This is a genomic window from Streptomyces sp. SudanB52_2052 (genome assembly GCF_964272415.1).
In the GTDB taxonomy this organism is placed as follows: domain Bacteria; phylum Actinomycetota; class Actinomycetes; order Streptomycetales; family Streptomycetaceae; genus Streptomyces; species Streptomyces olindensis.
This window is the reverse complement of the sequence record NZ_OZ186796.1, coordinates 2,632,060-2,658,647: the sequence shown is the minus strand read 5'-3', so window position 1 is coordinate 2,658,647 and position 26,588 is coordinate 2,632,060. Positions and strand designations below refer to the sequence as shown.

Sequence of the window (26,588 nt, the reverse complement as noted above, 5' to 3'; positions counted from 1 at the left end):
TCTCCGGGCCCTACCAACGGGTACTCTCAACGCGATATGAGCACCGAGAACCTCCCCCAGAGCCCCGAGCAGCCGCCTCGCAAGCCGCGTGTGGCCGTCGTGTTCGGCGGGCGCAGCTCCGAACACGGGATCTCCGTGGTCACGGCCGGCGCCGTCCTCAAGGCCATCGACCGGACGAAGTACGACGTCCTCCCGATCGGCATCACCCAGGACGGCCGTTGGGCGCTCACGGCGGACGAACCGGAGCGGATGGCGATCGTCGACCGGCGCCCGCCGAGCGTCGACGCGCTCGCCGAGTCGGCCGAGGGCGGGGTGATCCTCCCGGTCGACCCCGCCAACCGCGAAGTCGTCTACAGCGAGCCGGGATCGGTGCCCAAGGCGCTCGGTGAGGTCGACGTGGTCTTCCCGGTGCTGCACGGCCCGTACGGCGAGGACGGCACCCTCCAGGGCCTCCTGGAGCTGTCCGGCGTCCCGTACGTGGGTTCGGGCGTGCTCGCCTCGGCCGTCGGCCAGGACAAGGAGTACATGAAGCGGGTGTTCACCTCCTTCGGGCTCAAGGTGGGCCCGTACGTGGTGATCCGGCCGCGCGAGTGGGAGCGCGACGAGGCCGCCGCCCGCAAGAAGATCGTCGACTTCGCCGGTGAGCACGGCTGGCCGCTGTTCGTGAAGCCCTCGCGCGCCGGCTCCTCGATCGGCATCACCAAGGTCGACGACCTCTCCGGCCTGGACGAGGCGATCGCCGAGGCCCAGCGGCACGACCCCAAGATCCTCATCGAGGCGGCCCTGCGCGGCCGCGAGATCGAGTGCGGTGTCCTGGAGTTCGAGGACGGCCCCCGGGCCTCCGTCCCCGCGGAGATCCCCTCACCCGAGGCGCACGCGTACTACGACTTCGAGGCCAAGTACATCGACTCCACCCCGGGGATCGTGCCGGCGCCCCTCACGCCCGAGGAGACGGCCGAGGTGCAGCGCCTGGCGGTCGACGCCTTCGAGGCGGCGTCCTGTGAGGGCCTGGTCCGCGCGGACTTCTTCCTCACCGAGGACGGCGAGTTCGTGATCAACGAGATCAACACGATGCCCGGCTTCACGCCCATCTCGATGTACCCGAAGATGTGGCAGGAGAGCGGGGTGAGCTACCCGGAGCTGATCGACCGGCTGGTGCGGGCGGCGCTGCGCCGGTCGACGGGCCTGCGCTGACCGGGCTCCGAGAGCGACCGGAAGGTCAGGAGGCGATCCCCTCGGGGATCGCCTTTTTCACAGCCGACGCCAGATCGATCAGGACGCCGGAGCTGTCCACGCCCTCCGGCACGGAGACCTCCACGTAGGCCTCGCGGTTGGCCGTGGTGAACCGGTACCCGCCGTCGCCCTGCTTCTCCATCAGCCAGTCGACCCCGTTCACACCCCCGGCCACCGCGTCCGCGTCCCGCCCCTCCGCCACCTTCGGATCGACCATCTTCGGCGGCTGCGGCACACCGCAGCGAAGTATGATCGCCGGGCTGCCCCAGCCCGCCGTCAGCGCCGACGCGGGATCGGGATCCCGGCGACGCTCACCGTCCACCTTCGCGGGCAGTACCTTGTCCAGGTTCCGGCACAGTTCCGTGGCCTTCGCGTCCGGTTCGGGAACCGCCGCCGACGCGCTGTCGTCTGCTGAGGAGCAGCCCGCGGCAGTGATCAACAGCGCCAGAACGGGCAGGCGGAACACGCGGAAGACACGACGGTGCCGGTGACGGAAAGAGTTCACCGGCACAGGGTAGACGGGGGCTACAGATGCACGACCGGGCAGGTCAGGGTGCGGGTGATGCCGTCCACTTGCTGGACCTTGGCGACCACCATGCGGCCGAGGTCGTCGACGGTGTCCGCCTGGGCCCGCACGATCACGTCGTAGGGTCCTGTCACGTCCTCGGCCTGGATGACCCCAGGGATCTTGCTGATCGTCTCGGCGACGGTCGACGCCTTGCCGACCTCCGTCTGGATCAGGATGTACGCCTGTACCACGGAACCTCCAGGGCGGCCACGAGGATCATGTGGGGAAAAGGAACGCCACGGTATCGCGTCGCCGCTCGCCGCGGGGAGACCTGCGGGCACCGGGTCTTGCGCGCCGGGGCGCGGGTCCGGCAGAACGTGACGGTCACTTCGACCGTAGCGAGGACTGAGATGCCTCGCGACCGGGCACGGACAGGGACAGAAGGGGAGAAAGGGCAATGAAGGGCACTGTTGGTGAGCTCGGTGAGTTCGGGCTCATCAGGGAGCTCACCTCCCGTCTGACCACCACCCCGGCGGTCCGGGTCGGCCCCGGCGACGACGCCGCCGTGGTGGCCGCCCCCGACCGCAGGGTCGTGGCCAGTACGGACATCCTGGTGGAGGGCCGGCACTTCCGCCGCGACTGGTCGACGGCCTACGACGTGGGCCGCAAGGCGGCCGCGCAGAACCTCGCCGACATCGCAGCCATGGGCGCCGTGCCCACCGCGCTGCTGCTCGGCCTGGTCGTCCCGGCCGAGCTGCCGGTGACGTGGCCGAGCGAGCTCATGGACGGCCTGCGCGACGAGTGCCAGGTGGCGGGCGCCGCCGTGGTCGGCGGTGACGTCGTACGCGGCGACTCGATCATGGTGTCGATCACCGCGCTCGGCGATCTCCGCAACCAGGAGCCGGTGACGCGGGCGGGTGCGCAGCCCGGCGACCTCGTCGCGGTGACGGGCTGGCTGGGTTGGTCGGCGGCCGGGTTCGCCGTGCTGTCCCGGGGGTTCCGCTCGCCGCGGGCGTTCGTGGAGGCCCACCGGCGCCCCGAGCCGCCGTACCACGCGGGGCCGGCCGCCGCCGGGCTCGGGGCGACCGCGATGTGCGACGTGAGCGACGGGCTGATCGCCGACCTGGGGCACATCGCCGAGGCCAGCAAGGTGCGCATCGACATCCGCTCCCAGGCGATCGACATCCCGTCCCAGATGAACGACATCGGGCAGGCCGTCGGCGTGGACCCCATGCAGTGGGTGCTGACCGGGGGAGAGGACCACGCGATCGTGGCGACCTTCCCGCCGGACGTGAAGCTGCCCGCCCGCTGGAAGGTCATCGGCGAGGTCCTCAACCCCTCGGCGCTGCCGCAGGTGACCGTCGACGGTGCGCCGTGGACCAACAAGGGCGGCTGGGACCACTTCGGGGACACGGACTCATGATCCCCAACGTCCTCACGGTGGCGGGCTCGGACTCCGGCGGAGGCGCGGGCATCCAGGCCGACCTGAAGACGATGCTCGCGCTCGGCGTGCACGGCATGAGCGTCGTCACGGCGGTGACCGCGCAGAACTCCCTGGGCGTGCAGGGGGCTTGGGAACTGCCCGTGGAGGCCGTGCGCGCCCAGTACCGCAGCGTCGTCGACGACATCGGCGTCCAGGCGGTCAAGACCGGCATGCTCGCCTCCGCGGAACTCGTCGAGGCGGTCGCGGAGTTGATCGCGGGGACGGACGCCCCGGCGGTCGTCGACCCGGTCGGGGTCTCCAAGCACGGCGACTCCCTGCTGGCCGCCTCCGCGCTGGACTCCGTCCGTACGAAGCTGCTGCCGGCGGCGACGGTCGCGACCCCGAACCTCGACGAGGTGGCCCAGCTGACGGGTGTACGCGTCGCGTCGGAGGGGGAGATGCGGCGGGCCGCGGCGGCGGTGCTGGCCTACGGACCGCGCTGGGCGCTGATCAAGGGCGGCCACCTCTCCGGGGACGCCGTGGACCTGCTCACGGACGGTTCCGAGGAGCACTGGCTGCGGGCGCCGAGGCACGACAACCGCCACACCCACGGCACCGGCTGCACCCTCGCCTCCGCGATCGCCTCACAGCTCGCGAAGGGCGACTCCGTGCCGGAGGCGGTGGCGGCGGCCAAGGAGTACGTCACCGGGGCCGTGGCGGCCGGTTTCGCGCTCGGTGGGGGCATCGGTCCGGTGGACCACGGGTGGCGGTTCCGTGGCGGCTCGTGACCGCGGGCCGAGGCACGCCAAAGAGCCGGTCCACCTGGGTGGACCGGCTCCTCCAGCGAACCAGCAGTGGCCGCGCGCTAGCTGAGCGTCAGCGCGAGACCTTGCCGGCCTTGATGCACGAGGTGCAAGCGTTCACGCGCTTCGGCGTCCCGCCCACCACGGTACGCACACGCTGGATGTTCGGGTTCCAGCGACGGGACGTACGGCGGTGCGAGTGCGAGATGTTGTTGCCGAAGCCCGGCCCCTTGCCGCAGACGTCGCAGTTGGCAGCCACGGGTCACTCCAAAGACTTCAGATGCACTTACGGTTAATCCCGGCATGCCGGGATCGAGATCTTGTGGCTCCAGGAGCCGGTCGAGATCTGAGTGGCGCTGCCAGGGGGAAGGCCCGATCAGGATCGGGCAACCGGAGCAGCATACAACGGCTGCACCCGTAGAGCGAAACTACCATGGCAGCTCAGGGCCCCGCCCCGGCCCTCTTCCGGTGGACACCGTCCCGGGGTCTACGCTGCCTGCCACGTCCAGCAGCTCAGGGAGGCGCAGTGGCGCAGGTGCCGCAGACATTCTTCGATGCTGTCGCGGTGCGCACCTGGTGCGGTCTCGCGCTCGAGACGCTGGGGCGGGCGCGTGAGGAGATCGACGCGATCAACGTCTATCCCGTGGCGGACGGGGACACCGGCACGAACCTGTACCTGACCGTGGAGTCGGCGGTCGCGGCGGTCGAGGCGGTGTTCGTGGGGCACGCGGCGGGCTCCGGACCGGAGGACCGGCCGACGCTCTCCGACGCCGTACGGGCCATGGCGCACGGGGCGCTGATCGGTGCCCGCGGGAACTCCGGGACGATCCTCGCCCAGCTGCTGCGCGGTATGGCCCAGGTGCTGGCGGACGACGCGAGCGCGCACGCGGACGGCCGGGGTCTGCGGCTCGCCCTGCGGCACGCGGCCGACTCCGCCCGCGAGGCCGTGGCCCATCCCGTGGAGGGCACGGTCCTCACGGTCGCCTCGGCCGCGGCGGACGCGGCGGACGCCGCCGCCGGTGTCGAGGGTGACTGCGGGAACGTCGCACGGGCCGCCTACGAGGGAGCGCGTGAGGCCCTCGCCGCGACCCCGGAGCAGCTGCCCGTGCTGGGACGCGCCGGGGTGGTCGACGCCGGCGGGCGGGGGCTGGTGGCCGTGCTCGGGGCGCTGGTGGAGACGTTCACGGGGGAGCGGCCGCGCGGGCCGGTGACGAGCGCGGGGCGGGTGCCGGAGGCCCGGGGGGCGGGGCCCGGGGCCGGGGAGCCGGTGGGGGCCGGGGAGCCGGTGGGGGCGCACGCGCGCGTGGTGCCCGGGGCGGCGTCCGACGGTTCGGTCGGGGCGCTGTCGGTGGATCATGGCTCGGCCGACCCCGGTCCGGCCGACTCCAGCCTGGTCGATCACGGTCCGGCCGGTCCCGGCCTGGTCGATCACGGGGCGTCCGATGCGCGGGGTGTCACGGTCGACGCGTCGCACGCGCGCGTGGAGCCCGTCGCAGAGCCCCTCCCGGCGTGCGCCGACCCCGGCGAGGGTGCCGACAGCGCCGCCGCGCCCGGGCAGGACGGACCCGCCTTCGAGGTGATCTACCTCCTGGAGGCCGAGGACGCCGCCGTGACGCGGTTGCGGGAGCGGCTCGACGCCCTCGGGGACTCCCTCGTCGTGGTCGGCGGCGACGGGCTGTGGAACGTCCACGTCCATGTCGACGACGCGGGCGCCGCCGTGGAGGCCGGCATCGAGGCCGGGCGGCCGTACCGGATCCGCATCACGCACTTCGGCGCCGGCGACGTGCACACCACCGGCGCCGAGCGGCAGCCCCGGGAACGCGCCCAGCGGGCCGTGGTGGCGGTCGTGCCCGGGGAGGGCCTGGCCGGGCTCTACGCCGAGGCCGGCGCGACCACCGTGCTCGCGCGGCCCGGGGAGCCGCCCGCGAGCGGCGAGCTCGTGCAGGCCGTACGGCGGGCCCACGCGCGCGAGGTCGTCCTGCTGCCCAATGACGCAGAGCTGCGCCACACCGCAGCGGCGGCCGCCGAGCAGGTCCGCACGGAGGGCGTCCGTGTCGCCCTCATCCCGACCCGCTCGGCGGTCCAGGGCATCGCGGCACTGGCCGTGCACGAGCCCGAGCGCCGCTTCGACGAGGACGTCGTGTCGATGACCTCGGCCGCCGGCGCCACCCGCTACGCCGAGGTCACCGTCGCCGAACGCCAGTCCTGGACGATGGCCGGCATCTGCCAGGCCGGCGACGTCCTCGGCCTGATCGACGGCGACGTGGCCGTGATCGGCTCGGACGTCACGGCCACCGCCGAGACCGTCCTGGACCGCATGCTCGCGGCCGGGGGCGAGATGGTCACCCTGGTCCTCGGCGACGAGGCCCCCGACGCCGTCGCCGAGCACCTCGAAGGCCGGGTCCGCGAGGGGTACCTCGCCGTCGACACGGTCGTGTACCGGGGCGGACGGCAGGGCTCCCTGCTGCTCATCGGCGTCGAATAGGGCCGAACAGGCCGAGCGGGCGGTGCCGGGCGTTTCAGCCCCGGTCATCCGCCGCGACGCGGAGCAGGTGCTCGGCCTCCGCCCGCCGGGACCGCACCGTCTCGCCGTCGTATCCGTCGTACGCCGTCAGCACCGCACGCGCGCGTGCCCTCGCCTCGGTGAGGCGGCCCAGCTCGATCTCCAGCCATCCCGCGGTCAGTTCGGCATCGGTGCGGCTGTGCAGGGCGCCGTCCCCGAGGGAGGCGAACACCCGGGACGACCGCCGCAGTTGGGACAGCGCCTCGTCGAACAGGGCCGGGGGCGGGGCCCCGGTGTCGCTCTCGGTGGCGGCCCGGGCCAGCAGGTCGCCGAACTGGCGGTGGGTGTGGCCGAGTTCGGTGACGAACCGCTGCCGGGACTCCTCGTCGGGCGCCTCGTCCCGCGCGGTCGCGCACTCCTGGAACGCCTCCGCCATGAGCGCGCGGGCCGCCGCGATGCCGTCCTGGGTGCGCAACGCCAGCCAGGCGCGGGCGCGCAGGGAGCGGACCAGGCCCTGCGGGTTGCCGAGGGCCCGCCACAGCTCGCCCGCGAGCGCGTAGGCCCGGTCGGCCTCGGCGGTCAGTCCCGCCTGCCCGAGGGACTCCCCGGCCAGGTGCGCGAGGGTCGCGTGGTCCTGCTGCTCGGGCCAGGTGCGGGCGATCTCGGCGGCCTGCAGGCGTCGTTCGGCGGCCGCGCGGTGCTCGCCGAGTTCGCTCAGGCAGTCGCCGAGCCACCACTGCGTCTGCACGATCGCCCCGTCGCCGTGCGTCTCGGCGGTCAGGTCGGGCAGCGCCGACTCCAGCACCTCAGCCGCCTCGGCCCACCGCCCCTGCCGCAGCAGGAACCCGCCGAGCTGCTGCCGGGCCCAGGCGCCCAGCGTGGCGCTCTGGCCGGCTTCGTCGGCCCAGTGCGCGGCCTCCAGCGCGTGCCGCGCGGCCTCCACGGCCTCGTCCCGGTTGCCGAGGAGTTCGGCGAGCTGGAGGTGCAGCTGGGCCCGCCCGGGCGCCTCCAGGTGCGCTCCGCCGTGCTCCAGGGCGGCCCGCAGGGCCCGTTCCGCCTCGGCCATGTCGCCGAGGTGGTGCGCGAGGGACGCCAGCCGGGCCTCGTACTCCACGGCGAACCAGGGCAGCCCCGCCGCGACGAACGCCGCCGCGCCCCGCGCGAACAGCCGCACCGCCGCCGGCAGGTCTCCGCGCAGTCCCGCCAGCTCGGCGAGCATCGCCTGCGCCTCGGCGGCCCGCGCGGCCAGCCGCACGTCCTCCCCGGTGCGCCCCTCGACCAGCGCCAGGACCTCGCGCACGGCGGCCTCGGCCGCGCCGTACACCGCCTCCGCGCCGTACACCGCCTCCGCGCCGGGCCCCTCCGCTGCCCCGGCCGTCTCCGCCGCGTGCGCCCGGCGCAGCAGGATCCGGGCCCGGCCCATCAGGACGGCCGCCGTCTGCCGCGTCCCCGTACCGCCGGCGGCGTACAGCGCGAGGACCTCCTCGTACGGCTCCTCCACGGCCGCGACGGCCTCCGCCACCGCACCCCCCAGCGCCCGCACGTAGGCGGCACGCGCGCGTGCCGCCAGCGCCTCGCCCGGGTCGCCCGCCTCCGCGTACAGCACGGCGGCCTGTTCGAACAGCTCGGCACCGGCGGGACCGAGGCCCATCGCCTCGTGGTCGGCGATCTCGGCCCGGTCGCGCGGGTCCAGCTCGACGCCCTCCGCGGCCCGGGCGACCGCCGCCCACGCCTCCACGGCGTGCGGTCGCAGGTGGTCCGACAGCCGCCGCGCCTCGGCCAGCAGGGCGGGCAGGTCCGGCTGCCCGTCGACGGGGGCCGGGGCCGGCGGCGGGGGAGCGGGCACCGGGGCCGGACCGACCGAGCGCACCCCCAGCGGCAGCCGCTCGACCAGGGGCTTCCGCGCCATGCGGGCGCGGGCCCGGTCGCCCACGTGGGCCGTGCCGTTGCGCTCGTCGAAACGGGCCGCCAGCGCGAGGGCGTCCGCACGCGCGTGGGCGGCGAGTTCCCGGGCCGTCCACTCCCGGCCGACCGGGCCCGGCACCAGCCGGTCGCCGAGACCGAGCGCGGTGAGGCGGTCCATGAGCAGGGTCACCACGCTCAGGAAGTCCAGCCTGCTCTGCGGCTGCCCGTCGTCCGTGAAGTACGCCGGGCGCTCCGCGAGCAGTTCGAGCCCTCGCGCCTCGTTGCCGGTCAGCGCGCAGAACTCCACGTGCTCCGCGTAGGCGCCGCGCATGCTCTCCATGGCCCGGACGAGCCGGAAGCCCCGCAGATGGTTGGCGCGGGCCTCGTCCAGGCGGCCCAGCCGCAGCAACGGCACCAGGGAGGAGGCCAGGGCCGTGTGCGGCTCGTGGGCGCAGGTGTACCGGCCCTCCAGCACCGGCAGCCACAGCTCCAGTGCCTCCTCGTCCCGGCCCAGCTCGGCCTGCCACCAGCCCTGCCCGTGCAGCTCGCAGGCGTGGCAGTCGGACATGGCGTCCCGGTCGGCGGCCAGCCACGCGGCGTAGGCCCGCTCCGCGCGCGCCACGTCCCCGACATGCGCGGCCACACTGTGCTCGGCGCTGCGCACGGCCGCTTCGGAGTACCCGGCGAGCCGGTAGCGGCGCTCCATCTCGCCGAGCCACTTCTCGATCGACGCGAGCGGGATGTGCGGCTGGTCGAGCATGCCGGACGACACCCACTTGAAGACCCAGTGCAGCGAGTGCGCCTCGTACTCGTCGAAGTCCTCGGGCCGTTCGTCCCACATGCGCAGCAGACGCGCGAAGGGGACGAACATCTTCCCTTTCTCGGAGCTGTAGTTGTAGACCTTCAGCTGGTGTCCGAGCGCCTCGATGACGGCGAGCGGGACGTTCAGCTTCTCGGCCGCCGCCAGCAACTCCTCCGCGCGCGCGTTGCGGGCCGGTCCCTCCGGCTGCTCGGCGTTCTCCGCCATCGCCCGGCGCAGGGCGTCGACATCCGTGATCTCCGTCATGCCCGGCCGTCCTCGGGGTGCGTGGCCCACTCCAGCAGGCCGATGAACGCGCGGTTGAGCAGCGCCGAGTCGGCGGGCCTGAGCGGTCGCTGCGCCATCAGCAGCGCCTGCCCGTACAGCGACTCCGTGGCCGTGCCGATGAGCTCCGCGTCGGGCAGGGCGCTGATCCGCCGCACGAGCGGGTTCAGGTGGTTGAGCACCAGACGCGCGCGGGGCGCACTGCCGCGCAGGGACCCGAGGATGCCCGCCCACAGGTCGTCGGCCTGGGCCTCGGCGTCCGCCCGGGCCTGCTCGTGCCGGGCGTCCCGGTCGTCGAGGTGCAGCGCGGGCACGGACAGCGGATGGAACGCCCGCAGGACGACGTCGCAGCCCAGCGGGTCGAGGCGGGCCCGCGCGGCGGCCAGGAAGCCGGACAGGGCCAGTTCCTCGGCCGGGTCGACCGCGTCCAGATGCGCGGTCACCGTCTCGGCGTCCAGCTCGGCGACCACCGTCCCCGGCCGCACCGACGGCAGCGCCTCCACCAGCTCGCTGTCGTACGTGTAACCGCCGTTGATCACGCCGATGCCCTGTGCCGAGGCGATCGGCGCGACCTGCCGGTACTCCTCGACGGTCCGCGTGAAGTGCACCACCGGGTGCCGCTGCGCGAACTCCTCCAGGGACAGCCGACCGTCGGTGGTCTCGAAGGGCAGCCACGGCAGCATCGTGCGCAGCATCTCCCGGTCGTGCCGGGCCAGGGACTTCACGCCCAGGTGGTGCACCGCCAGGAACGCGGCCAGCCGTTCCGGATCACCGGCCGCGAGCCCCGTCAGCCACCCGCGGATGCGCTCGCCCAGCGCCTCGCGCACGGCCGCCAGCGTCTCGTCCTCGTACAGCGCCTCGCGCGAGGCCGTGGGCCGCAGGCTGTCCGTGTCGAGGACGCAGCGCACGAAGAACGCCCAGTCGGGCAGCAGCTGTTCGGCCCGCTCGGTCAGCAGCATGCCCTTGAGGTGGATGCGATGCCCCGCGCGCTGTGCCGGGCTGACGGCCGCCGGAAGCACGTACGCCACCCCGCGGATGCCCGCCACCGGCACGGACAGCTCGATGGTGTCCAGCGGCGTGAACCCGAACAGGTCGTGGCAGTGCCGCGCGAGGGCGATGCGGCGGGCGGCCGGGCCCGGGTACGGCCGGTCCCAGGGCGCGGGCAGGTCGGTGACCGCCTCGTCACCCACCCGGACGTCGTACGGCAGCAGCGACCCGAAGTCCCGGGCCAGCGCCTCGACCCGCTCGGGCGCCAGCCACTCCGCGGCCCCGGCCCGGGCCACCAGGTGCACCGTGGTGCCCGGTTCGGGCCGCTCGGCGTCCGGCAGGGTCCGCACGGTGTACGAACCGTCGTCGGACGCCGTCCACTCCACCGGCGGCGCCCCGGGCGTACGGGCGCTGCGGCTGACGACCCGGATCCGCTCGGCGACGACGAAACACGCCAGCAGGCCGATGCCGAACTGCCCGAGGAAGTCGGACCTGGCCTCCTGAAGCCCCTCGGCACGCTTGGAACTGCGCCCGATGGTGGCCAGCAGGCTGTGCACGTCCGCCTCGGTGAGCCCCACGCCGGTGTCCTCGACGCGCAGCGCGCCGCCCTTCGCGTACAGCCGGACCCGGGCCGGGGCGCCGGGCTCGTCCGCGCGTCTGGCCGTGATGGCGTCCACGGCGTTCTGCAGCAGCTCGCGCAGGTACACCTTGGGGCTGGAGTAGAGGTGGTGGGAGAGCAGGTCCACGAGACCACGCAGGTCGACCTGGAACGTATGAGGTGATCGAGGGGAAGGGGGTGCCTGGGATGCCTGTGAGCTCTGGGAGTCCATCATCACGGCGCCGGTGGGGGACTCGCGACGGCGCGGGGTCGGGCGGTCCCGGGGAGGCGGTGACCGCGAGAAAGGCCGGGGGCGCGTCATCCTAAGGCCCGGACCGGCCGTCCGACCAGGGCTTTCCGGGGACGTATACGGCGGCCTCCGCCGCGGCCCGGGCGCCATTGTCAGTGGCGTGGTGTGCAATGGATCTCGTGCCCGCACTGGAAGAACCCCTGCGCCAACCGCTGAAGTCGGTGCTCGGCCCCGCCACCGCGAAGGTGATGGCCGAGCACCTCGGCCTGCTCACCGTCGGCGATCTCCTGCACCACTACCCGCGCAGATACGAGGAGCGCGGCCAGCTCACCCACCTCGCCGACCTCCCCATGGACGAGCACGTCACGGTGGTCGCCCAGGTCGCCGACGCCCGCCTGCACACGTTCGCCTCCGCAAAGGCCCCGCGCGGCAAGGGCCAGCGCCTGGAGGTCACGATCACGGACGGCAGCGGCCGGCTCCAACTGGTCTTCTTCGGCAACGGCGTTCACAAGCCCCACAAGGAGCTCCTGCCGGGCACCCGCGCGATGTTCGCGGGCAAGGTCTCCGTCTTCAACCGCCGCCTCCAACTCGCCCACCCGGCCTACGAGTTGCTGCGCGGCGACCCGGAGGAGTCCGTGGAGACCTGGGCGGGCGCCCTGATCCCGATCTACCCCGCCACCGCCAAGCTGGAGTCCTGGAAGATCGGCAAGGCGATCCAGACGGTCCTGCCCACCGCCCAGGAGGCCGTCGACCCGCTGCCCGACTCCCTGCGCCGGGGCCGCGGCCTGGTCCCGCTCCCCGAGGCCCTCCTGAAGATCCACCGCCCGCACACCAAGTCCGACATCGAGGACGCCCGCTCCCGCCTCAAGTGGGACGAGGCCTTCGTCCTCCAGGTCGCCCTCGCCCGCCGCCGCCACGCGGACGCCCAACTCCCGGCGGTCCCCCGCGAGCCGACCCCGGACGGCCTCCTCACGGCCTTCGACGCACGCCTCCCGTTCACCCTCACCGAGGGCCAGCAGCGGGTCTCCCGCGAGATCTTCGCCGACCTGGCGACCGAGCACCCGATGCACCGGCTGCTGCAGGGAGAGGTCGGATCGGGCAAGGCCCAGCCGCTCGACTCGCTGGTGCTCACCCCGATGGGCTTCCGTCCCATGGGAGATCTGCGGGTTGGCGACGAGGTGGTGGTGCCAGACGGGGACATCGCCCTGATCGATGGCGTCTTTCCTCAGGGCGAGCGCGATGTGTGGCGCTTGGTCCTGTCCGACGGGAGTTCCGTCGAGTGCGACGACGAGCATCTCTGGATCGTCGGCACGAGCTGTGGTTGGCACCGTGGTCAGGCTCCCAAGGTCATGACGACCCGGGAGATCCGTTTCGACACGTTCAAGGCCAACGGGTCCTCGAAGTGGTACATCCCGCCGGCGAAGCCGGTCGATCTCGGCAGCGACGCCGGGCTGCCGCTAGACCCGTACCTGTTCGGGCTCCTGTTGGGGGGCGGTTCGCTTCGGCACAATCTCCGTCTTTCCACCATCGACGACGAGATCCGTGACGCGGTAGCAGCGGCAGTAGCGCCCGAATGCCGACTGGTACCGGTGAAGGGATCGCACTGTGACTACACGATCCAGCTCAAGCAGCGTGCCGGAGGCGTGCGCAACCCGGTGATCCAGGTCCTGCGCGACCTGGGACTCTGGGGAAGGACGTCCCACGACAAGTTCGTCCCTCAAACTTTCAAGAACGCTCCGATCAAGGACCGTCTCGCCGTGCTGCAGGGACTTCTGGACACGGACGGCACCATCCAAGCCGACGGCATGAGTGTCTCCCTCTGCTCGGCTTCGCGCCGGCTCGCGGAGGACGTCGCATGGCTCGTGCGCTCGCTGGGCGGCCGGGCGCGAGTACTGCCGAAGAAGGCCGCGTACAACGTGCAGATGTCCCTGCCCGACGATCACGCCCCCTTCCGGCTCACCCGCAAAGCGGAGCGCGTGCGTCCGAGGCCGAAGTACGACACGTTCCGACGCGGTATCCGGGCGGTCGAGTACGTGGGGCGGAAGCCCGTCCAGTGCATCAGCGTCGCTCACCCGAGCCATGCCTACGTCACCGACAACTTCACGGTCACACACAACACCATGGTCGCCCTGCGCGCGATGCTCGCCGTGGTCGACGCCGGCGGGCAAGCCGCCATGCTCGCCCCCACCGAAGTGCTCGCCCAGCAGCACCACCGGTCCATCGTCGAGATGATGGGCGAGCTGGCCGAGGGCGGCATGCTGGGCGGGGCCGAGCAGGCCACCAAGGTGGTGCTGCTCACCGGCTCCATGGGCACGGCCGCCCGCCGCCAGGCCCTCCTGGACCTCACCACCGGCGAGGCCGGCATCGTCATCGGCACGCACGCGCTGATCGAGGACAAGGTGCAGTTCCACGACCTGGGCCTGGTCGTGGTCGACGAACAGCACCGCTTCGGCGTCGAGCAGCGCGACGCCCTGCGCGGCAAGGGCAAACAGCCCCCGCACCTGCTGGTCATGACGGCCACGCCCATTCCGCGCACGGTCGCGATGACGGTCTTCGGCGACCTGGAGACCTCGGTCCTCGACCAGCTCCCGGCCGGCCGCTCCCCGATCGCCAGCCATGTCGTCCCGGCCGCCGACAAGCCCCACTTCCTGACCCGCGCGTGGGAACGGGTCCGCGAGGAGGTGGAGAACGGCCACCAGGCGTACGTCGTGTGCCCCCGCATCGGCGACGAGGAGGACGACCCGAAGAAGCCCGGCAAGAAGAAGCCCCCGGAGTCCCCGGAGGACGCCGCCGAGAAGCGCCCGCCCCTCGCCGTCCTCGACGTGGCCGACCACCTGACCAAGGGCCCCCTGCAGGGGCTCCGGGTCGAGGTCCTGCACGGCCGTATGCACCCGGACGACAAGGACGCGGTCATGCGCCGCTTCGCCGCCGGCGAGACCGACGTCCTGGTCGCCACGACGGTCATCGAGGTCGGCGTCAACGTCCCGAACGCCACCGCCATGGTGATCATGGACGCCGACCGCTTCGGAGTCTCCCAGCTCCACCAGCTGCGCGGCCGCGTCGGCCGTGGCTCGGCGCCCGGGCTCTGCCTCCTCGTCACCGAGATGCCCGAGGCGAGCGCCGCCCGCCAGCGCCTCAACGCCGTGGCCTCCACCCTCGACGGCTTCGAGCTCTCCCGCATCGACCTCGAACAGCGCCGCGAGGGCGACGTCCTCGGCCAGGCCCAGTCGGGCGCCAGGACCTCCCTGCGCATGCTCGCCGTCATCGACGACGAGGAGATCATCGCGGAGGCGAGGCAGGAAGCGACGGCAGTGGTCGCCGCCGACCCGGAGCTGACCCACCTCCCGGCCCTCCGGACGGCTCTGGACGCCCTACTGGACGAGGAGAGGGAGCAGTACCTGGAAAAGGGATGAGTGGCGGCGCCCCAGGGGCGCGGGGCTGTACCTCGTATTCGGCTACCGCCGCGCGGGCGCGACCAGCCACACTGATACCGGAAAGCCGCCGACCACCAAGGACCAAAGATGACCCGCGTGATCGCCGGCCAGGCCGGCGGACGCCGCCTGGCCGTCCCGCCAGGGACAGGCACCCGCCCCACCTCCGACCGCGCGCGCGAAGGCCTCTTCTCCACCTGGCAGTCCCTCCTCGGCGGCCCCCTGGAGGGCGAACGCGTCCTCGACCTCTACGCGGGATCAGGAGCCGTCGGGCTGGAGGCCCTCTCCCGCGGCGCCGGCCACACCCTCCTCGTCGAGGCCGACGCCAAAGCCGTCCGCACGGTCCGGGAGAACGTCAGGAACCTCGGCCTCCCCGGCGCCGAGGTCAGAGCGGGCAAAGCAGAACAGATCATCCGCACCACACCACCCGGCGACCCGTACGACCTGGTCTTCCTCGACCCCCCGTACGCCGTCACGGACGACGATCTTCGGGAGATCCTCCTCACACTCCGCTCGGAGGGCTGGCTCGCCGAGGAAGCCCTCGTCACCGTGGAGCGCAGCACCAGAGGCGGCGAATTCCGATGGCCCGAGGGTTTCGAACCCCTCCGGGCCCGTCGCTACGGCGAGGGAACGTTTTGGTACGGTCGCGCCGCCTCTACGTGCGAAGACGCACGATGACCGGACCGGAGAGCGAGGGATCACAAGTGCGCCGCGCCGTCTGTCCCGGGTCGTTCGACCCGATCACCAACGGACACCTCGACATCATCTCCCGCGCCTCCAGGCTGTACGACGAGGTCTACGTCGCGGTGATGATCAACCAGTCGAAGAAGGGCCTTTTCGAGATCGACGAGCGGATCGACCTGATCCGCCGGGTCACCGCCGAGTACGGCAACGTCCGCGTCGAGGCCTTCCACGGCCTGCTCGTCGACTTCTGCAAGCAGCGCGACATCCCGGCCATCGTGAAGGGCCTGCGCGCGGTCAGCGACTTCGACTACGAGCTGCAGATGGCCCAGATGAACAACGGCCTCTCGGGCGTGGAGACCCTCTTCATCCCCACCAACCCCACCTACAGCTTCCTGTCGTCCTCCCTGGTCAAGGAGGTCGCGACCTGGGGCGGCGACGTCTCCCACCTGGTGCCCGCCGAGGTCCTCCAGGCCCTCACCGAGCGCCTGCGGAAGGACTGAACGCGCCCCGGGCGCCCCCCGGGAGCCTGACAAGCCGTCACCCGGTGTCCGCCGGTGACCCCGTGGCCGTACAGTCGTCCCGTCCGTCTCCAACGCATCTGTAGAGAATGGCGAGCACACGGTGGACGTGCAGAAGAAGCTCGACGAGATCGTCACCGCGATCTCCGGCGCCCGGTCCATGCCCATGTCGGCCTCGTGCGTGGTCAACCGCGCCGAACTGCTCTCCATGCTGGAAGAGGTCCGCGCGGCGCTGCCCGACTCCCTCGCCCAGGCCCAGGAGCTGATCGGCGGCCGCGAGCAGATGGTCGAGCAGGCCCGCCAGGAGGCCCAGCGGATCATCGAGAGCGCGCACGCCGAGCGGGGCTCGCTGATCTCCGACACCGAGGTCGCCCGCCGCTCCCAGGCCGAGGCCGACCGGATCCTCGCCGAGGCCCGCCAGGAGGCCGAGGAGATCCGCGCCGAGGCCGACGACTACGTCGACTCCAAGCTCGCCAACTTCGAGGTCGTCCTCACCAAGACCCTCGGCTCCGTCGGCCGCGGCCGCGAGAAGCTCCTCGGCACCGGCCCCGGCACCGACGAGCAGGGCTACGAGGACGAGGACGCCCCCGAGCGCAGCCACGACCCGGAGACCCAGCGCCGTACCGCCGACGAGTACGTCGACGCCAAGCTCGGCGCGTTCGAGGCGGTCCTCGCCAAGACCCTGGAGGCCGTCGGCCGCGGCCGGCAGAAGCTGCACGGCCGGATCGCCACCGACGACCTCGGCGCCCTCGCCGACGACACCAGCACCGTCCAGCACTCCAGCGACGCCGACTACCTCGCCGGCCTGGCCGCCCTCGCGGAGGAGAAGCCCCCGGCCGAGCAGCCCGCCCAGCAGCAGGACTACGCACAGCCCCAGCCTGCCTACGGCTACCAGCAGCAGCCCGACCCCTACGGCGGCTACCAGCAGCCGGATTACGCCGCCCAGCAGGACCCGTACGGCTACCAGCAGGCCGATCCCTACGCCTACCAGGGCTACGACCCCCAGCAGGGCGGCTACGACCCGAACCAGGCACAGCAGCAGCCGCAGCAGGGGCACCAGAGTCACCAGGGCCACCAGGGATACGCCCTGGACGAGACCAGCCTCTTCGACACCAGCATGATCAGCGCCGAGCAGCTGCGGGCCTACGAGCAGGGCCGCGGCCAGGGCTGAGCACCGGATTGGGCCGACGGCGAAAGGTCCAGTATCCTGGCTCTTCGGTCGCGAGTACGTCCGCGATCACCGCTGCCCGGGAACACCGAAGGGCGGCGTCCCCCCGAGCTCAGCAGATCGAAAGCAGGAATGGCCCTGAACGCCCGCCTCGACCACCGCAACCCCCTCGTGTTCGACACGCACGAGCTGGGTCGGCGGCCTGGTGCGCTGCAGCGCCTGACCCGTACGGTCGACGCTCCCCAGGACCTCGGTATCAAGGGAGTCATCGGAGTGCCGGAAGGCGCCCCGGTGGAGCTGGAACTCCGCCTGGAGTCGGTCATGGAAGGGGTGCTCGTCACAGGCACCGCCCGTGCCACGGCCGAGGGGGAGTGCGTAAGGTGTCTGGAGCCGCTGGAGCAGCAGCTCGAAGCGGACTTCCAGGAGATGTTCTCGTACCCTGACGCCGACGACCGGGGCCGCGTGATCGCGGAACCGGGCGACGACGCCGAGGACGACGAGGACAGGCTCTTCCTCGAGGACGGCCTGTTCGACCTCGAGCCCGTGCTGCGTGATGCGGTGGTGCTCGCACTGCCGATGCAGCCGGTGTGCCAGGAAGACTGCCCTGGTCTGTGCGCCGAGTGCGGCGCGCGGCTGGCGGACGACCCGGACCACCACCACGACGCCGTCGACATCCGTTGGGCGGCATTGCAGGGACTCGCCGACACCATGTCGGACGGCGAGAAGGACGAGATGAGCGGCGCCGAAGCGGGCGTCGACGAGAAGCAGGAGAAGTAGCCGTGGCTGTTCCGAAGCGGAAGATGTCGCGCAGCAACACGCGCCACCGCCGGTCGCAGTGGAAGGCTGCGGTCCCCACCCTGGTTGCGTGCGAGCGCTGCCACGAGCCCAAGCTGCAGCACATCGCGTGCCCGTCGTGCGGCACCTACAACAAGCGCCAGGTCCTCGAGGTCTGAGCGGCTGGTGAGAGGCACTGTGTCCACGCCTAAGAACAAGTCTTCCCGCGTCAGCGGGAGTGCTCCGGCGGACAACCAGGCCTCGTCCCACACGCTTCTGGAAGGGCGGCTCGGCTACAAGGTCGAGTCCGCCCTTCTGGTGCGCGCACTGACCCACCGGTCGTACGCATACGAGAACGGCGGTCTGCCGACCAACGAGCGCCTGGAGTTCCTCGGGGACTCCGTCCTCGGCCTCGTGGTCACGGACACGCTGTACCGCACCCACCCCGACCTGCCGGAAGGCCAGCTGGCCAAACTGCGGGCCGCGGTGGTGAACTCGCGTGCGCTCGCCGAGGTGGGCCGCGGGCTCGACCTGGGCTCCTTCATCCGGCTCGGCCGCGGTGAAGAGGGCACGGGCGGGCGGGACAAGGCGTCCATCCTCGCCGACACCCTGGAAGCGGTGATCGGCGCGGTCTACCTCGACCAGGGCCTGGAATCGGCGGCGGAGCTGGTGCACCGCCTGTTCGACCCCCTGATCGAGAAGTCCTCGAACCTCGGAGCCGGCCTGGACTGGAAGACCAGTCTCCAGGAGCTCACCGCGACCGAGGGGCTCGGCGTCCCCGAGTACCTGGTCACGGAGACCGGCCCCGACCACGAGAAGACCTTCACTGCTGCCGCCCGCGTCGGAGGCGTCTCGTACGGCACCGGCACCGGCCGCAGCAAGAAGGAGGCGGAGCAGCAGGCCGCCGAGTCCGCCTGGCGGTCCATCCGGGCCGCGGCGGACGAGCGCGCCAAGGCGGCGAAGGACGCCGAGGCGACGCAGACGGCAGCCGCGCAGGCCGCCCACACGGCCGTCGACGGCAGCACCGTCGACGGCTGATACGAGCCGGCCGCCCGCACCGGGCGTCCGGCCACAGCACAGCGCACCCGAGCGCCCGCCCCTGCCCGGGGGCGGGCGCTCGGGTCGTCCGCAGGTTCGTGACGGGGGATGCCCATGCCCGAGTTGCCCGAGGTCGAGGTCGTACGGCGCGGCCTGGAGCGGTGGGTCGCCCACCGGACCGTCGCCGAGACCGAGGTGCTGCACCCGCGCGCCGTGCGCCGCCACCTCGGTGGCGCCGACGACTTCGCGCACCGGCTCAAGGGCCACCGCATCGGCGTCCCGAGCCGCCGAGGCAAGTACCTGTGGCTGCCCCTGGAGGACACGGACCAGTCGATCCTGGCCCACCTCGGCATGAGCGGCCAGCTGCTGGTCCAGCCGCACACGGCCCCGGACGAGAAGCACCTGCGCATCCGCGTCCGCTTCACCGGCGCCCTCGACACCGAACTCCGCTTCGTCGACCAGCGCACCTTCGGCGGCCTGTCGCTGCACGACAACACCCCCGACGGGCTGCCCGACGTCATCGCGCACATCGCCCGTGACCCGCTCGACCCGCTCTTCGACGACGAGGCCTTCCACCAGGCGCTGCGCCGCAAGCGGTCCACGATCAAGCGGGCCCTGCTCGACCAGTCGCTGATCAGCGGCGTCGGCAACATCTACGCGGACGAGGCCCTGTGGCGCGCCCGCATCCACTACGAGCGCCCGACCGCGACCTTCACGCGCCCGCGCACCCTGATGCTCCTGGGCCACGTACGGGACGTGATGAACGCGGCCCTCGCCGTGGGCGGCACCAGCTTCGACAGCCTCTACGTCAACGTCAACGGCGAGTCGGGCTACTTCGACCGGTCCCTCGACGCGTACGGCCGTGAGGGCCTGCCCTGCCGGCGCTGCGGCACGCCCCTGCGCCGCCGGGCCTGGATGAACCGGTCGAGCTACTTCTGCCCGACGTGTCAGCGGGCGCCGCGGGTCTCGTCGTAGCGCTCGCGCGCGGCGAGCACGTCGTCCATCCGGCCTTCCACGAAGTGGATGAGGTCCAGCAGCCGCTCGGCGATCCCGCGCCCCAGCGGCGTCAGTTCGTAGTCCACGCGGGGCGGGTTGGTCGGCTGGGCCTCGCGGTGCACCAGGCCGTCGCGCTCCAGCGCGTGCAGCGTCTGGGAGAGCATCTTTTCGCTGACGCCGTCGACGCGGCGGCGCAGCTCGTTGAAGCGCAGCGAGCCCTCGTACAGGGCGCCCAGCGTGAGTCCGCCCCAGCGGCCCGTGACGTGCTCCAGCGTGCCGCGCGAGGGACAGGCCTTGGCGAACACGTTGTACGGGAGGTCGTCGAGCCCTTCCCCGCGCTCCTGGGTGGTGGTCATATGCCCAGCCTACGCCAGCACAGCGCTAACCAACAGGTTGCACTAACCAAAAGTTAGTGCTTTCCTTTGGTCATTGCTTCCGGCCTGCCCATTTCAGGAGTACGCACGTGACCACCCCTGTTGTCTCCCTCGCCTACCACTCCGGCTACGGCCACACCGCCGTCATCGCCGAGGCCGTCCGGGCCGGTGCCGTCGCGGCCGGCGCCGAGGTGCACCTGATCAAGGTCGACGAGATCACCGAGGAGCAGTGGGCGATCCTCGACCGCTCGGACGCCATCGTGTTCGGATCGCCGACCTACATGGGCACCGCGTCCGGGGCCTTCCACGTCTTCGCGGAGGCCACCTCGAAGCGCTGGGCCACCCAGGCGTGGAAGGACAAGCTGGCCGCCGGCTTCACCAACTCCGCCTCCAAGAGCGGCGACAAGCTGCACACCCTGCAGTACTTCCAGATCCTCGCCGCGCAGCTCGGCATGCACTGGGTCAACCTCGGCCTGCTCCCGGGCTGGAACAGCAGCACCGGCTCCGAGCACGACCTGAACCGCCTCGGCGTCTTCACCGGTGCCGCCGCCCAGACCAACGCCGACGAGGGCCCCGACGCCGTCCACAAGGCCGACATCGCCACGGCCGAGCAGCTGGGCCGCCGCGTGACGGAGACGGCCAGGGTCTTCCTCAGGGGCCTGGCCGCCGCCTGAGCCCCGTGCCGGGCCTCAGTAACCGAAGAAGTGAAGGGCCGGGTCTCTGACCTGCGGCCTTGCAATCGATCAACGCTGCGACCTGCGACTTAGCTGTCGGCGGTTGTCAGCGTTGGTTGTCGTTGAGCGCCCTTTGACGGCCCCCAGACGGCCCGGCCTGTAGGTGGAGTGGGCGGGGTTGGATGGCGGCCTATTCGTGTTCTCCTTGCATCACTGCTGCATAGCGCTCACCCAACTTGCCGCGTAGGGTCCGGAGTTGATACGCCGCTGTGGACGCGACGTGGGTCGCGGGTGGGAGCTCACGGCTCGTCGCCCACCACTCTGAATCGGTAGGACAATCGTCGTTCAGTCCCGCCCGGAGCAACGCATCGATCTCTGTTAGGCGCTGAGCAAAGGCCTGAGCCCACTCCTGTTCGTCCGATCGCAGGAACGGCGAACGTCGCAGCAGCAGGAGATTGATCTGTGCGAGCCTCCCTGTCTCGGGCTCGGTCGCGGCATCGGGGTGCGCGATGGAAATCCGTTGTGCTTCCTCGAAGGATGACAGCGCCTCCCAAACCTCCCGCAGCGCATCTACCCGCTGAGTACGAAAGGTGGCCCGAGCTTCACGGGCCTGCGTCCGCTGCCACTGCCAGAACCCCGCTCCCGTGGCCAGCGCAGTCCCGATGAAAGTAAGAATGCCGACCACGACCGCGTCTGAGATCATGCCGCGAGACTACTGAGATGTTCAGCCTGAAGCCGCAATGTAACCGGATGTTGACGGGCGCCTCTGAGCTCACAGTTTCGATTGCGTGACTGTGGGGCGTTCGCCTGCTGTCCGTGCACCCGCAGGTACCTGCGCGGTCGGCGTAGCGGCTTTGGGCTGGAGCTGCTTTGGGGCGAGTGATCATGGCCCCGTAAGCTTCCGGCGAGTCGGGCAGTCTGTGGACCTGCCCGTTAAAGCACGACGTTGGGGCCATGATCTTAGAGGCTCGCCCCAAAGTGGCTGCCTAAAGCCGTGGAGCCGACCGCCCCAGCCACGACGTGTTCTGACCCTCACGCCGCCCGGCCAACCCTTACCAGGGCGCGCGTCGGCGCAGCGCGGGCGGAGCGGGCCGAAGGCAGGAGCGGCGCCCGCAGCGGAGCCGGGAAGCGCGCCCGGCGGAGCGGAGCGCAGCCGGGGCTTGATGAGGTAGAGAAACCTGTAACTCGTGCCCTGGCGGTCTCTGGTCCCGGCTACGAGCGGCCTAGCTCCGATTGCAGCGCCTTAAGGACAGACTCAGGGTACCCGTCGTAGACGAGGTGCGGTTCGTCGGGCTTCGGGGCAACGAATCGCTTGCGATAGCGGATCAGGTCGCTTTCGGCGAAGTAGATCGAGTTCGGGTCGTCCTCATGCCGAGCATTGCGTTTGCTCACGCGGGACCACAGTTCCTCGTGGCTGGCCTCGAGGTAGACCACGACCGAAACTCCTCCGCCTTCGGTCGCAACCGAGCGCCAGTGAGCACGGTCTTCCGGCGTCCAGAAGCCATGGTCCACGACCACATCGTGCCCGGCCTGGAGCTGCTCACGGAGCTCCACCGATGTCTCTTTGAGGATCGGTCGCTCAAGGGTCGGGAACGTTCCTCGGGGGAAGTCCACCCCGTACACCCCATGTCGGCGGAACATCTCTTCATCAGGGCAGAGTCGGACGAACCCTCGTGCTGTCAGTGCACGGGCCAGAGTGGTCTTCCCTGAGCCGGGAAGCCCTGCCATGAGGACGCAGAACGGTTGACGAGCGCTGTCCACGGCGGTCACTGGGTGACTTCCGATGCTGTCTGCCACGTACGGCCGGGGCCGCCGAGGTCGACACCGTACTCAACGACCGTGCCTTCACTGTCGACGAACTTCGCAGTCATGACGACCACCGGGTCCCGCGGCGCCGCCTCGGGATCCAGCTCCAACAACTGCGCGTCCTCGGGCGTGAGCAACCGAGCCGACGCGGTGTCGAAACGGTGCGTGATGGGGCGTCCGGTTGCCTGCGCGATGAGTTGCAGCGACGTTCCCCCGGTCAGTCGCTCACTGCTCGTGAGTTGTGGGATCAGCTCTCCGTACCGGACGGGAATCCATGAGGTCGAGTGCGCGACGATTCCATGCCGGTCGCGGTAGACCCGGCTGCGCCGGATCACGCCGCATGAATGAGAGATCCGGCACCACCAACGGCCTGCCCAGGGACGGCGCCTCAACCGCCAAGAAGAACCGCCGCCCCTGGCTCCCTCGAAGGGAAGTCCCATCATGCCCGCAACTCTGGTTGCTCAGCACGTCTCCTCGGCCGGTTTATCTGTGCCGTCCGTGTCGGTCGAAGACCTGTCGAACGGTGAGCGGACTGTGGCGTTGTACGCCTCGGACCTGCCGGACGGCTACCGCTACAAGCGCGGGGACGAGCAGTGCCTTGTCGCCTGGATCATCCAGGGGGCCACTCGTATGGGGCTGGACCGGCTCCGCCACGTCGCCGCGCTGGAGGCGGGGTACCGGCGTCTTGAGGCGCGAAAGAGGGTCACGGCTGAGCAGAAGCGGGCCCACGCCGAGCGGTTCCCGAACCGCAAGCGCGACCGGCGGGCCGGGGAACTGGCCGCGCTCGTTACGCACTTCGCCTCCATGAGTGATGAGGCTCGCGAGCGTGGCGGTCGGTTCCTGCTGGACGGGCCGTGCCCCGAGTGCGGCGACACCCGGCAGGTGTGGGCGTGCTGGGCCGTCGACGTGGATGCCGACTGGTACGAGGAGGGCTACGGGCCGTGCTCGCTGTGCGGGGGTGCCGCGTGACGGTGTTCCCCGTCCCTCCGGAGGCCGTGGCCGGTGCTGCGGCCTCCATGGGCGTTAACCCTGTGACCCTGGCAGACCTGCTGCGGGTGGCGAACGCGCCCGGCTTCGATCGGTGGCAGGAACAAGTGCGCCGTACCGGCGGCTGCGCTAACCCGATCCGGCTCATGGGCCAGACCGTGACCCGCGATGCCAAGACCGGTGACGTGCTGTACTCCTACAGCACCGACCACGAGCCGGGCGGCATGCTGAGGGTCGCCTGCGGCAACCGGCGGGCCTCACGCTGCCCGGCCTGCGCCTGGACTTACGCGGGCGACACCTATCACCTGATCCGGGCCGGGATCACGGGCGACGAACGCAAAGATGTGCCCGCGACCGTGCGGGATCACCCGCGCGTCTTTGCCACCCTCACCGCGCCCTCGTTCGGCCCAGTCCACAACCGCCCCGACTCCGGACGCTGCCGCTGCGGGGGCTCCCACGCCGAGGATGACCCGGCGCTTGGTACGGCGCTCGACTCGGAGCGGTACGACTACGCGGGGTCGGTGCTGTTCAACAACTACGCCGGTGACCTGTGGCGGCGCTTCACCATCTACCTGCGCCGGGAGATCGCCGCACGGGCGGGCCTGACACAGTCGGCGCTGCGAGAGGTATGCCGGGTCTCATTCGGCAAGGTCGCCGAGTTCCAAAAGCGCGGGGCCGTGCACTTCCATGCCGTGGTGCGCCTGGACGGCCCGGCCGGTCCTGACACTGCTCCGCCAGCGTGGGCCACGGTGGCTCTACTGGATGATGCGATCCGGGCCGCCGCCGGGCGGGTCTCGGTGCCAGTGCCTGCCTCTGGTGACCATCCGGCGCGGGTCCTGCGCTGGGGCTCTCAGGTCGACGTGCAGTCCATCGGGGCTCTGGGTCACGAGGAACTGACCGAACAGGCGGTCGCCTCCTACGTGGCCAAGTACGCCACCAAGGCGGCCGAGACCACCGGCACCGTGGATCGCCGGATCGGGGAGCTGTCCGAGCTGGACAAGCTGCCGCTGCCTGCGCACACCCGGCGGCTCATCGAAGCATGCTGGGCGCTGGATGACGCCTATCCGGAACGGCTGCTGGCCCGGTGGGCTCACATGCTCGGCTTCCGCGGCCACTTCTCCACCAAATCCCGCAGCTACTCCACCACCCTCGGCACGCTGCGCCAGGCGCGGGCTGACTTCCGGGCCCGACAGGAACGCCGCGAACGCGGGCTCTCCGAAGACCTCGACGACTCGGAGGGCTCCACGCTCGTCCTCGCCCACTGGACCTACGCCGGACAGGGCCACAGCCCCGGTGAATCCTGGCTCGCCGCCAGCATCGCCCGGGACCTGCGCTTGAACCGCGAGACAGCACGCGAAGCACTCGCTGACCTGCACGACATGGACGACATGGAGGTGTGGGCATGAGGCGCTCGCTGCCCGACCGCTACTTGACCCCGGTCGACCTGGCCGACCTCCTCGGCGTCCCGGTCGAGACCGTCTACCAGTGGCGCCGCAAGCAGACCGGACCGCGTGGCTTCCGCGTCGGCCGGCACCTCCGCTTCGACCCCGAAGACGTCCGCGTCTGGGTCGAGTCCCAGATGGAAGAGGCAGCCTGATGGCCGGACACGTCCAAGACCGCTGGTACAAGGTCGAGACCGACTCCAACGGCAAGACCGTCAAGGTCAAGACCGATCGCTTCGGCGTCGGCCTGCGCTACCGCGCCCGGTACCTCGGTCCCGACGGCTCCGAGAAGTCGAAGAGCTTCCCGGACAAGCAGAAGCGCAAGGCGGAACAGTGGCTCGCCAACATCGAGGCGGACATGTCGCGCGGCGACTACGTTGATCCGGACTCGGGCAAGGTCACGTTCGAGCAGTACGCCACCGAGTGGATGGCAACGCAGATTACGGACCCTCTGACCCGTGAGTCGGTCGAGAGTCGGCTACGGCTCCACGCCATCCCGTACCTGGGCACGCGGCCGATGAGCTCGTTCACGCCCTCTCACCTGCGCCTCTGGCTGCGGACGCTGGAAGATCGTGGGCTTTCGGCTGGCTACCGGCGCGGGATCTTCGCCCACGTCTCGACGGTGTTCACCGCCGCTGTAGAAGACCGGATCATCCGCGTGAATCCGTGTAGCGCGCGCTCGGTCAAGGCTCCTCGGCTTGAGCCGCGCAAGGTCAAGCCCTGGTCAGTCGGCAAGGTCACGGCCGTTCGCGCCGCCTTGCCGGATCCCTACCAGGCCCTGGTGAACGTCGCGGCTGGGCTCGGTCTGCGTCAGGGAGAAGCCTTCGGCCTGGCGGTGGAAGACGTGGACTTCCTCGGTGGCGTCGTGCACGTCGTGCGACAGGTCAAGCTGCTGCAACGCCACCGGGCGGTGTTCGCCCCGCCGAAGAGCGGACGTGAGCGTGATGTTCCTCTGCCGGAGTCCGTCGCCTTCGCGCTGGCCGGTCACCTGAAGCGGCACCCGGCGACGAGGATCACCCTGCCGTGGAAGACCCTCGACGGGCCGCCGGTCACGGCCTCGCTGCTCTTCACCAGCGCTGAGGGCCTGGCGCTGAATCGCAACCGCTTCAATGACCGCGTGTGGCGGCCAGCTCTCCGGACTGCCGGTGTCGACGCTGACCGCAGCAATGGCATGCACGCCTTGCGGCACTTCTACGCGTCGGTGCTCCTGGACGCGGGGGAGAGCATCAAGGCTCTCAGTGAGTACCTGGGCCACCACGACCCCGGATTCACCCTGCGCACGTACACGCACCTGATGCCGTCGAGTGAGACGCGGACTCGGGCCGCCGTTGATCGCGTCTTCGAGGACGAGGACCCCTCGGGAGACGGCCCCGAGACGGCCCCTGAGGTCTCTTAGCTCTGT

The 26,588-nt window shown here is 71.3% G+C and carries 24 protein-coding genes and 2 pseudogenes; 17 read left to right on the top strand and 9 right to left on the bottom strand.

Translation table 11 applies throughout. The features are described 5' to 3' along the window. Window positions 1-36 precede the first annotated feature (36 nt). Window positions 37-1,194, top strand: coding sequence for a D-alanine--D-alanine ligase family protein (locus ACSUPV_RS11485; RefSeq protein WP_031120960.1), 1,158 nt, complete (start codon window positions 37-39; stop codon window positions 1,192-1,194). A gap of 25 nt (window positions 1,195-1,219) precedes the next feature. Here the strand turns inward: ACSUPV_RS11485 and ACSUPV_RS11480 are convergent, their stop codons facing one another. Both ACSUPV_RS11480 and ACSUPV_RS11475 read right to left on the bottom strand, forming a co-directional pair. Continuing rightward, entirely contained in the window at window positions 1,220-1,738 is a 519-nt protein-coding gene (locus ACSUPV_RS11480; protein ID WP_037763933.1) for a DUF3515 domain-containing protein, read from the bottom strand. 20 nt (window positions 1,739-1,758) lie between these two features. Further along, window positions 1,759-1,992, bottom strand: coding sequence for an Lrp/AsnC family transcriptional regulator (locus tag ACSUPV_RS11475; RefSeq protein WP_003997603.1), 234 nt, complete (start codon window positions 1,990-1,992; stop codon window positions 1,759-1,761). Window positions 1,993-2,198: 206 nt separating this feature from the next. Here ACSUPV_RS11475 and ACSUPV_RS11470 point away from each other — a divergent pair, with 206 nt between their 5' ends. Together ACSUPV_RS11470 and thiD are read left to right on the top strand one after the other, a co-directional pair. Beyond that, the gene (locus ACSUPV_RS11470; RefSeq protein ID WP_037763930.1) at window positions 2,199-3,164 is read left to right on the top strand and encodes a thiamine-phosphate kinase; all 966 of its coding nucleotides are present in this window, start codon (window positions 2,199-2,201) and stop codon (window positions 3,162-3,164) included. Further along, complete coding sequence (gene thiD, locus ACSUPV_RS11465) at window positions 3,161-3,952, top strand: bifunctional hydroxymethylpyrimidine kinase/phosphomethylpyrimidine kinase (RefSeq protein ID WP_031120957.1); 792 nt, start codon at window positions 3,161-3,163, stop codon at window positions 3,950-3,952. Before ACSUPV_RS11470 ends, thiD begins: the two co-directional genes overlap by 4 nt. Window positions 3,953-4,040: 88 nt before the next feature. Here the strand turns inward: thiD and rpmB are convergent, their stop codons facing one another. Then, window positions 4,041-4,226 (bottom strand): 50S ribosomal protein L28, encoded by a 186-nt coding sequence (gene rpmB, locus ACSUPV_RS11460; protein ID WP_003993230.1) that lies wholly within the window; start codon window positions 4,224-4,226, stop codon window positions 4,041-4,043. 267 nt (window positions 4,227-4,493) lie between these two features. Here rpmB and ACSUPV_RS11455 point away from each other — a divergent pair, with 267 nt between their 5' ends. Next, a complete protein-coding gene (locus ACSUPV_RS11455; RefSeq protein ID WP_436947422.1) occupies window positions 4,494-6,452 on the top strand; it encodes a DAK2 domain-containing protein in 1,959 nt (652 codons plus the stop codon). Between the two features lie 34 nt (window positions 6,453-6,486). Here ACSUPV_RS11455 and ACSUPV_RS11450 read toward each other — a convergent pair whose 3' ends face one another. Together ACSUPV_RS11450 and ACSUPV_RS11445 are read right to left on the bottom strand one after the other, a co-directional pair. After that, a complete protein-coding gene (locus ACSUPV_RS11450) occupies window positions 6,487-9,441 on the bottom strand; it encodes a tetratricopeptide repeat protein (RefSeq protein ID WP_436947421.1) in 2,955 nt (984 codons plus the stop codon). Continuing rightward, complete coding sequence (locus ACSUPV_RS11445) at window positions 9,438-11,276, bottom strand: HSP90 family protein (RefSeq protein ID WP_436949895.1); 1,839 nt, start codon at window positions 11,274-11,276, stop codon at window positions 9,438-9,440. Before ACSUPV_RS11445 ends, ACSUPV_RS11450 begins: the two co-directional genes overlap by 4 nt. 188 nt (window positions 11,277-11,464) lie before the next feature. On the opposite strand from ACSUPV_RS11445, the gene ACSUPV_RS11440 reads away from it, so the two are divergent. The 8 genes and pseudogenes from ACSUPV_RS11440 to mutM all read left to right on the top strand — a co-directional run bounded on the left by ACSUPV_RS11440 (window position 11,465) and on the right by mutM (window position 19,882). Then, window positions 11,465-14,707: a helicase-related protein gene (locus ACSUPV_RS11440; protein ID WP_436947420.1), complete on the top strand. Its 3,243-nt coding sequence runs from the start codon at window positions 11,465-11,467 to the stop codon at window positions 14,705-14,707. Between the two features lie 105 nt (window positions 14,708-14,812). Then, a pseudogene (gene rsmD, locus ACSUPV_RS11435) lies at window positions 14,813-15,403 on the top strand (16S rRNA (guanine(966)-N(2))-methyltransferase RsmD); the annotation flags it as partial. 26 nt (window positions 15,404-15,429) lie between these two features. After that, window positions 15,430-15,909 (top strand): pantetheine-phosphate adenylyltransferase, encoded by a 480-nt coding sequence (gene coaD, locus ACSUPV_RS11430; protein WP_010044544.1) that lies wholly within the window; start codon window positions 15,430-15,432, stop codon window positions 15,907-15,909. Between the two features lie 121 nt (window positions 15,910-16,030). Next, complete coding sequence (locus tag ACSUPV_RS11425) at window positions 16,031-17,098, top strand: ATP synthase F0 subunit B (RefSeq protein ID WP_037763919.1); 1,068 nt, start codon at window positions 16,031-16,033, stop codon at window positions 17,096-17,098. Window positions 17,099-17,227: 129 nt separating this feature from the next. After that, on the top strand, window positions 17,228-17,872 hold the full coding sequence (locus tag ACSUPV_RS11420) for a YceD family protein (protein WP_037763916.1): 645 nt from the start codon (window positions 17,228-17,230) through the stop codon (window positions 17,870-17,872). A gap of 2 nt (window positions 17,873-17,874) precedes the next feature. After that, a complete protein-coding gene (rpmF, locus tag ACSUPV_RS11415; protein ID WP_007493396.1) occupies window positions 17,875-18,048 on the top strand; it encodes a 50S ribosomal protein L32 in 174 nt (57 codons plus the stop codon). Between the two features lie 7 nt (window positions 18,049-18,055). Then, on the top strand, window positions 18,056-18,907 hold the full coding sequence (gene rnc, locus ACSUPV_RS11410; protein WP_031120947.1) for a ribonuclease III: 852 nt from the start codon (window positions 18,056-18,058) through the stop codon (window positions 18,905-18,907). Window positions 18,908-19,021: 114 nt separating this feature from the next. Then, window positions 19,022-19,882, top strand: coding sequence for a bifunctional DNA-formamidopyrimidine glycosylase/DNA-(apurinic or apyrimidinic site) lyase (mutM, locus tag ACSUPV_RS11405; RefSeq protein WP_436947419.1), 861 nt, complete (start codon window positions 19,022-19,024; stop codon window positions 19,880-19,882). On the opposite strand, the gene ACSUPV_RS11400 is transcribed toward mutM, so the two are convergent. Further along, window positions 19,855-20,259 carry a winged helix-turn-helix transcriptional regulator gene (locus ACSUPV_RS11400; protein WP_037763910.1) on the bottom strand — a complete coding sequence of 135 codons (405 nt, stop codon included), beginning with the start codon at window positions 20,257-20,259 and terminating at the stop codon, window positions 19,855-19,857. The two genes, mutM and ACSUPV_RS11400, sit on opposite strands and share 28 nt — an antisense overlap. A gap of 107 nt (window positions 20,260-20,366) precedes the next feature. Here ACSUPV_RS11400 and ACSUPV_RS11395 point away from each other — a divergent pair, with 107 nt between their 5' ends. Further along, window positions 20,367-20,951, top strand: a complete 585-nt coding sequence (locus ACSUPV_RS11395; protein ID WP_031120944.1) for a flavodoxin family protein — start codon at window positions 20,367-20,369, stop codon at window positions 20,949-20,951. Between the two features lie 190 nt (window positions 20,952-21,141). Here ACSUPV_RS11395 and ACSUPV_RS11390 read toward each other — a convergent pair whose 3' ends face one another. The 3 genes and pseudogenes from ACSUPV_RS11390 to ACSUPV_RS11380 form a co-directional block, all read right to left on the bottom strand. Further along, the gene (locus ACSUPV_RS11390; protein WP_436947418.1) at window positions 21,142-21,654 is read right to left on the bottom strand and encodes a hypothetical protein; all 513 of its coding nucleotides are present in this window, start codon (window positions 21,652-21,654) and stop codon (window positions 21,142-21,144) included. Between the two features lie 509 nt (window positions 21,655-22,163). Next, the gene (locus ACSUPV_RS11385) at window positions 22,164-22,712 is read right to left on the bottom strand and encodes an AAA family ATPase (RefSeq protein ID WP_436949894.1); all 549 of its coding nucleotides are present in this window, start codon (window positions 22,710-22,712) and stop codon (window positions 22,164-22,166) included. Between the two features lie 5 nt (window positions 22,713-22,717). Then, a pseudogene (locus ACSUPV_RS11380) lies at window positions 22,718-23,092 on the bottom strand (UTRA domain-containing protein); the annotation flags it as partial. 106 nt (window positions 23,093-23,198) lie between these two features. Here ACSUPV_RS11380 and ACSUPV_RS11375 point away from each other — a divergent pair. From ACSUPV_RS11375 to ACSUPV_RS11360, 4 genes are read left to right on the top strand one after another with little or no spacing between them, the layout of a single operon-like run. Beyond that, window positions 23,199-23,726: a hypothetical protein gene (locus ACSUPV_RS11375; RefSeq protein ID WP_436947417.1), complete on the top strand. Its 528-nt coding sequence runs from the start codon at window positions 23,199-23,201 to the stop codon at window positions 23,724-23,726. Window positions 23,727-23,752: 26 nt separating this feature from the next. Beyond that, window positions 23,753-25,150 carry a replication initiator protein RepSA gene (gene repSA / locus ACSUPV_RS11370; protein WP_436949893.1) on the top strand — a complete coding sequence of 466 codons (1,398 nt, stop codon included), beginning with the start codon at window positions 23,753-23,755 and terminating at the stop codon, window positions 25,148-25,150. Continuing rightward, window positions 25,147-25,341: a helix-turn-helix transcriptional regulator gene (locus tag ACSUPV_RS11365; protein ID WP_436947416.1), complete on the top strand. Its 195-nt coding sequence runs from the start codon at window positions 25,147-25,149 to the stop codon at window positions 25,339-25,341. The genes repSA and ACSUPV_RS11365 overlap by 4 nt, the downstream gene beginning before the upstream one ends. Then, the gene (locus ACSUPV_RS11360) at window positions 25,341-26,582 is read left to right on the top strand and encodes a tyrosine-type recombinase/integrase (RefSeq protein ID WP_436947415.1); all 1,242 of its coding nucleotides are present in this window, start codon (window positions 25,341-25,343) and stop codon (window positions 26,580-26,582) included. Before ACSUPV_RS11365 ends, ACSUPV_RS11360 begins: the two co-directional genes overlap by 1 nt. Window positions 26,583-26,588: the final 6 nt, after the last annotated feature.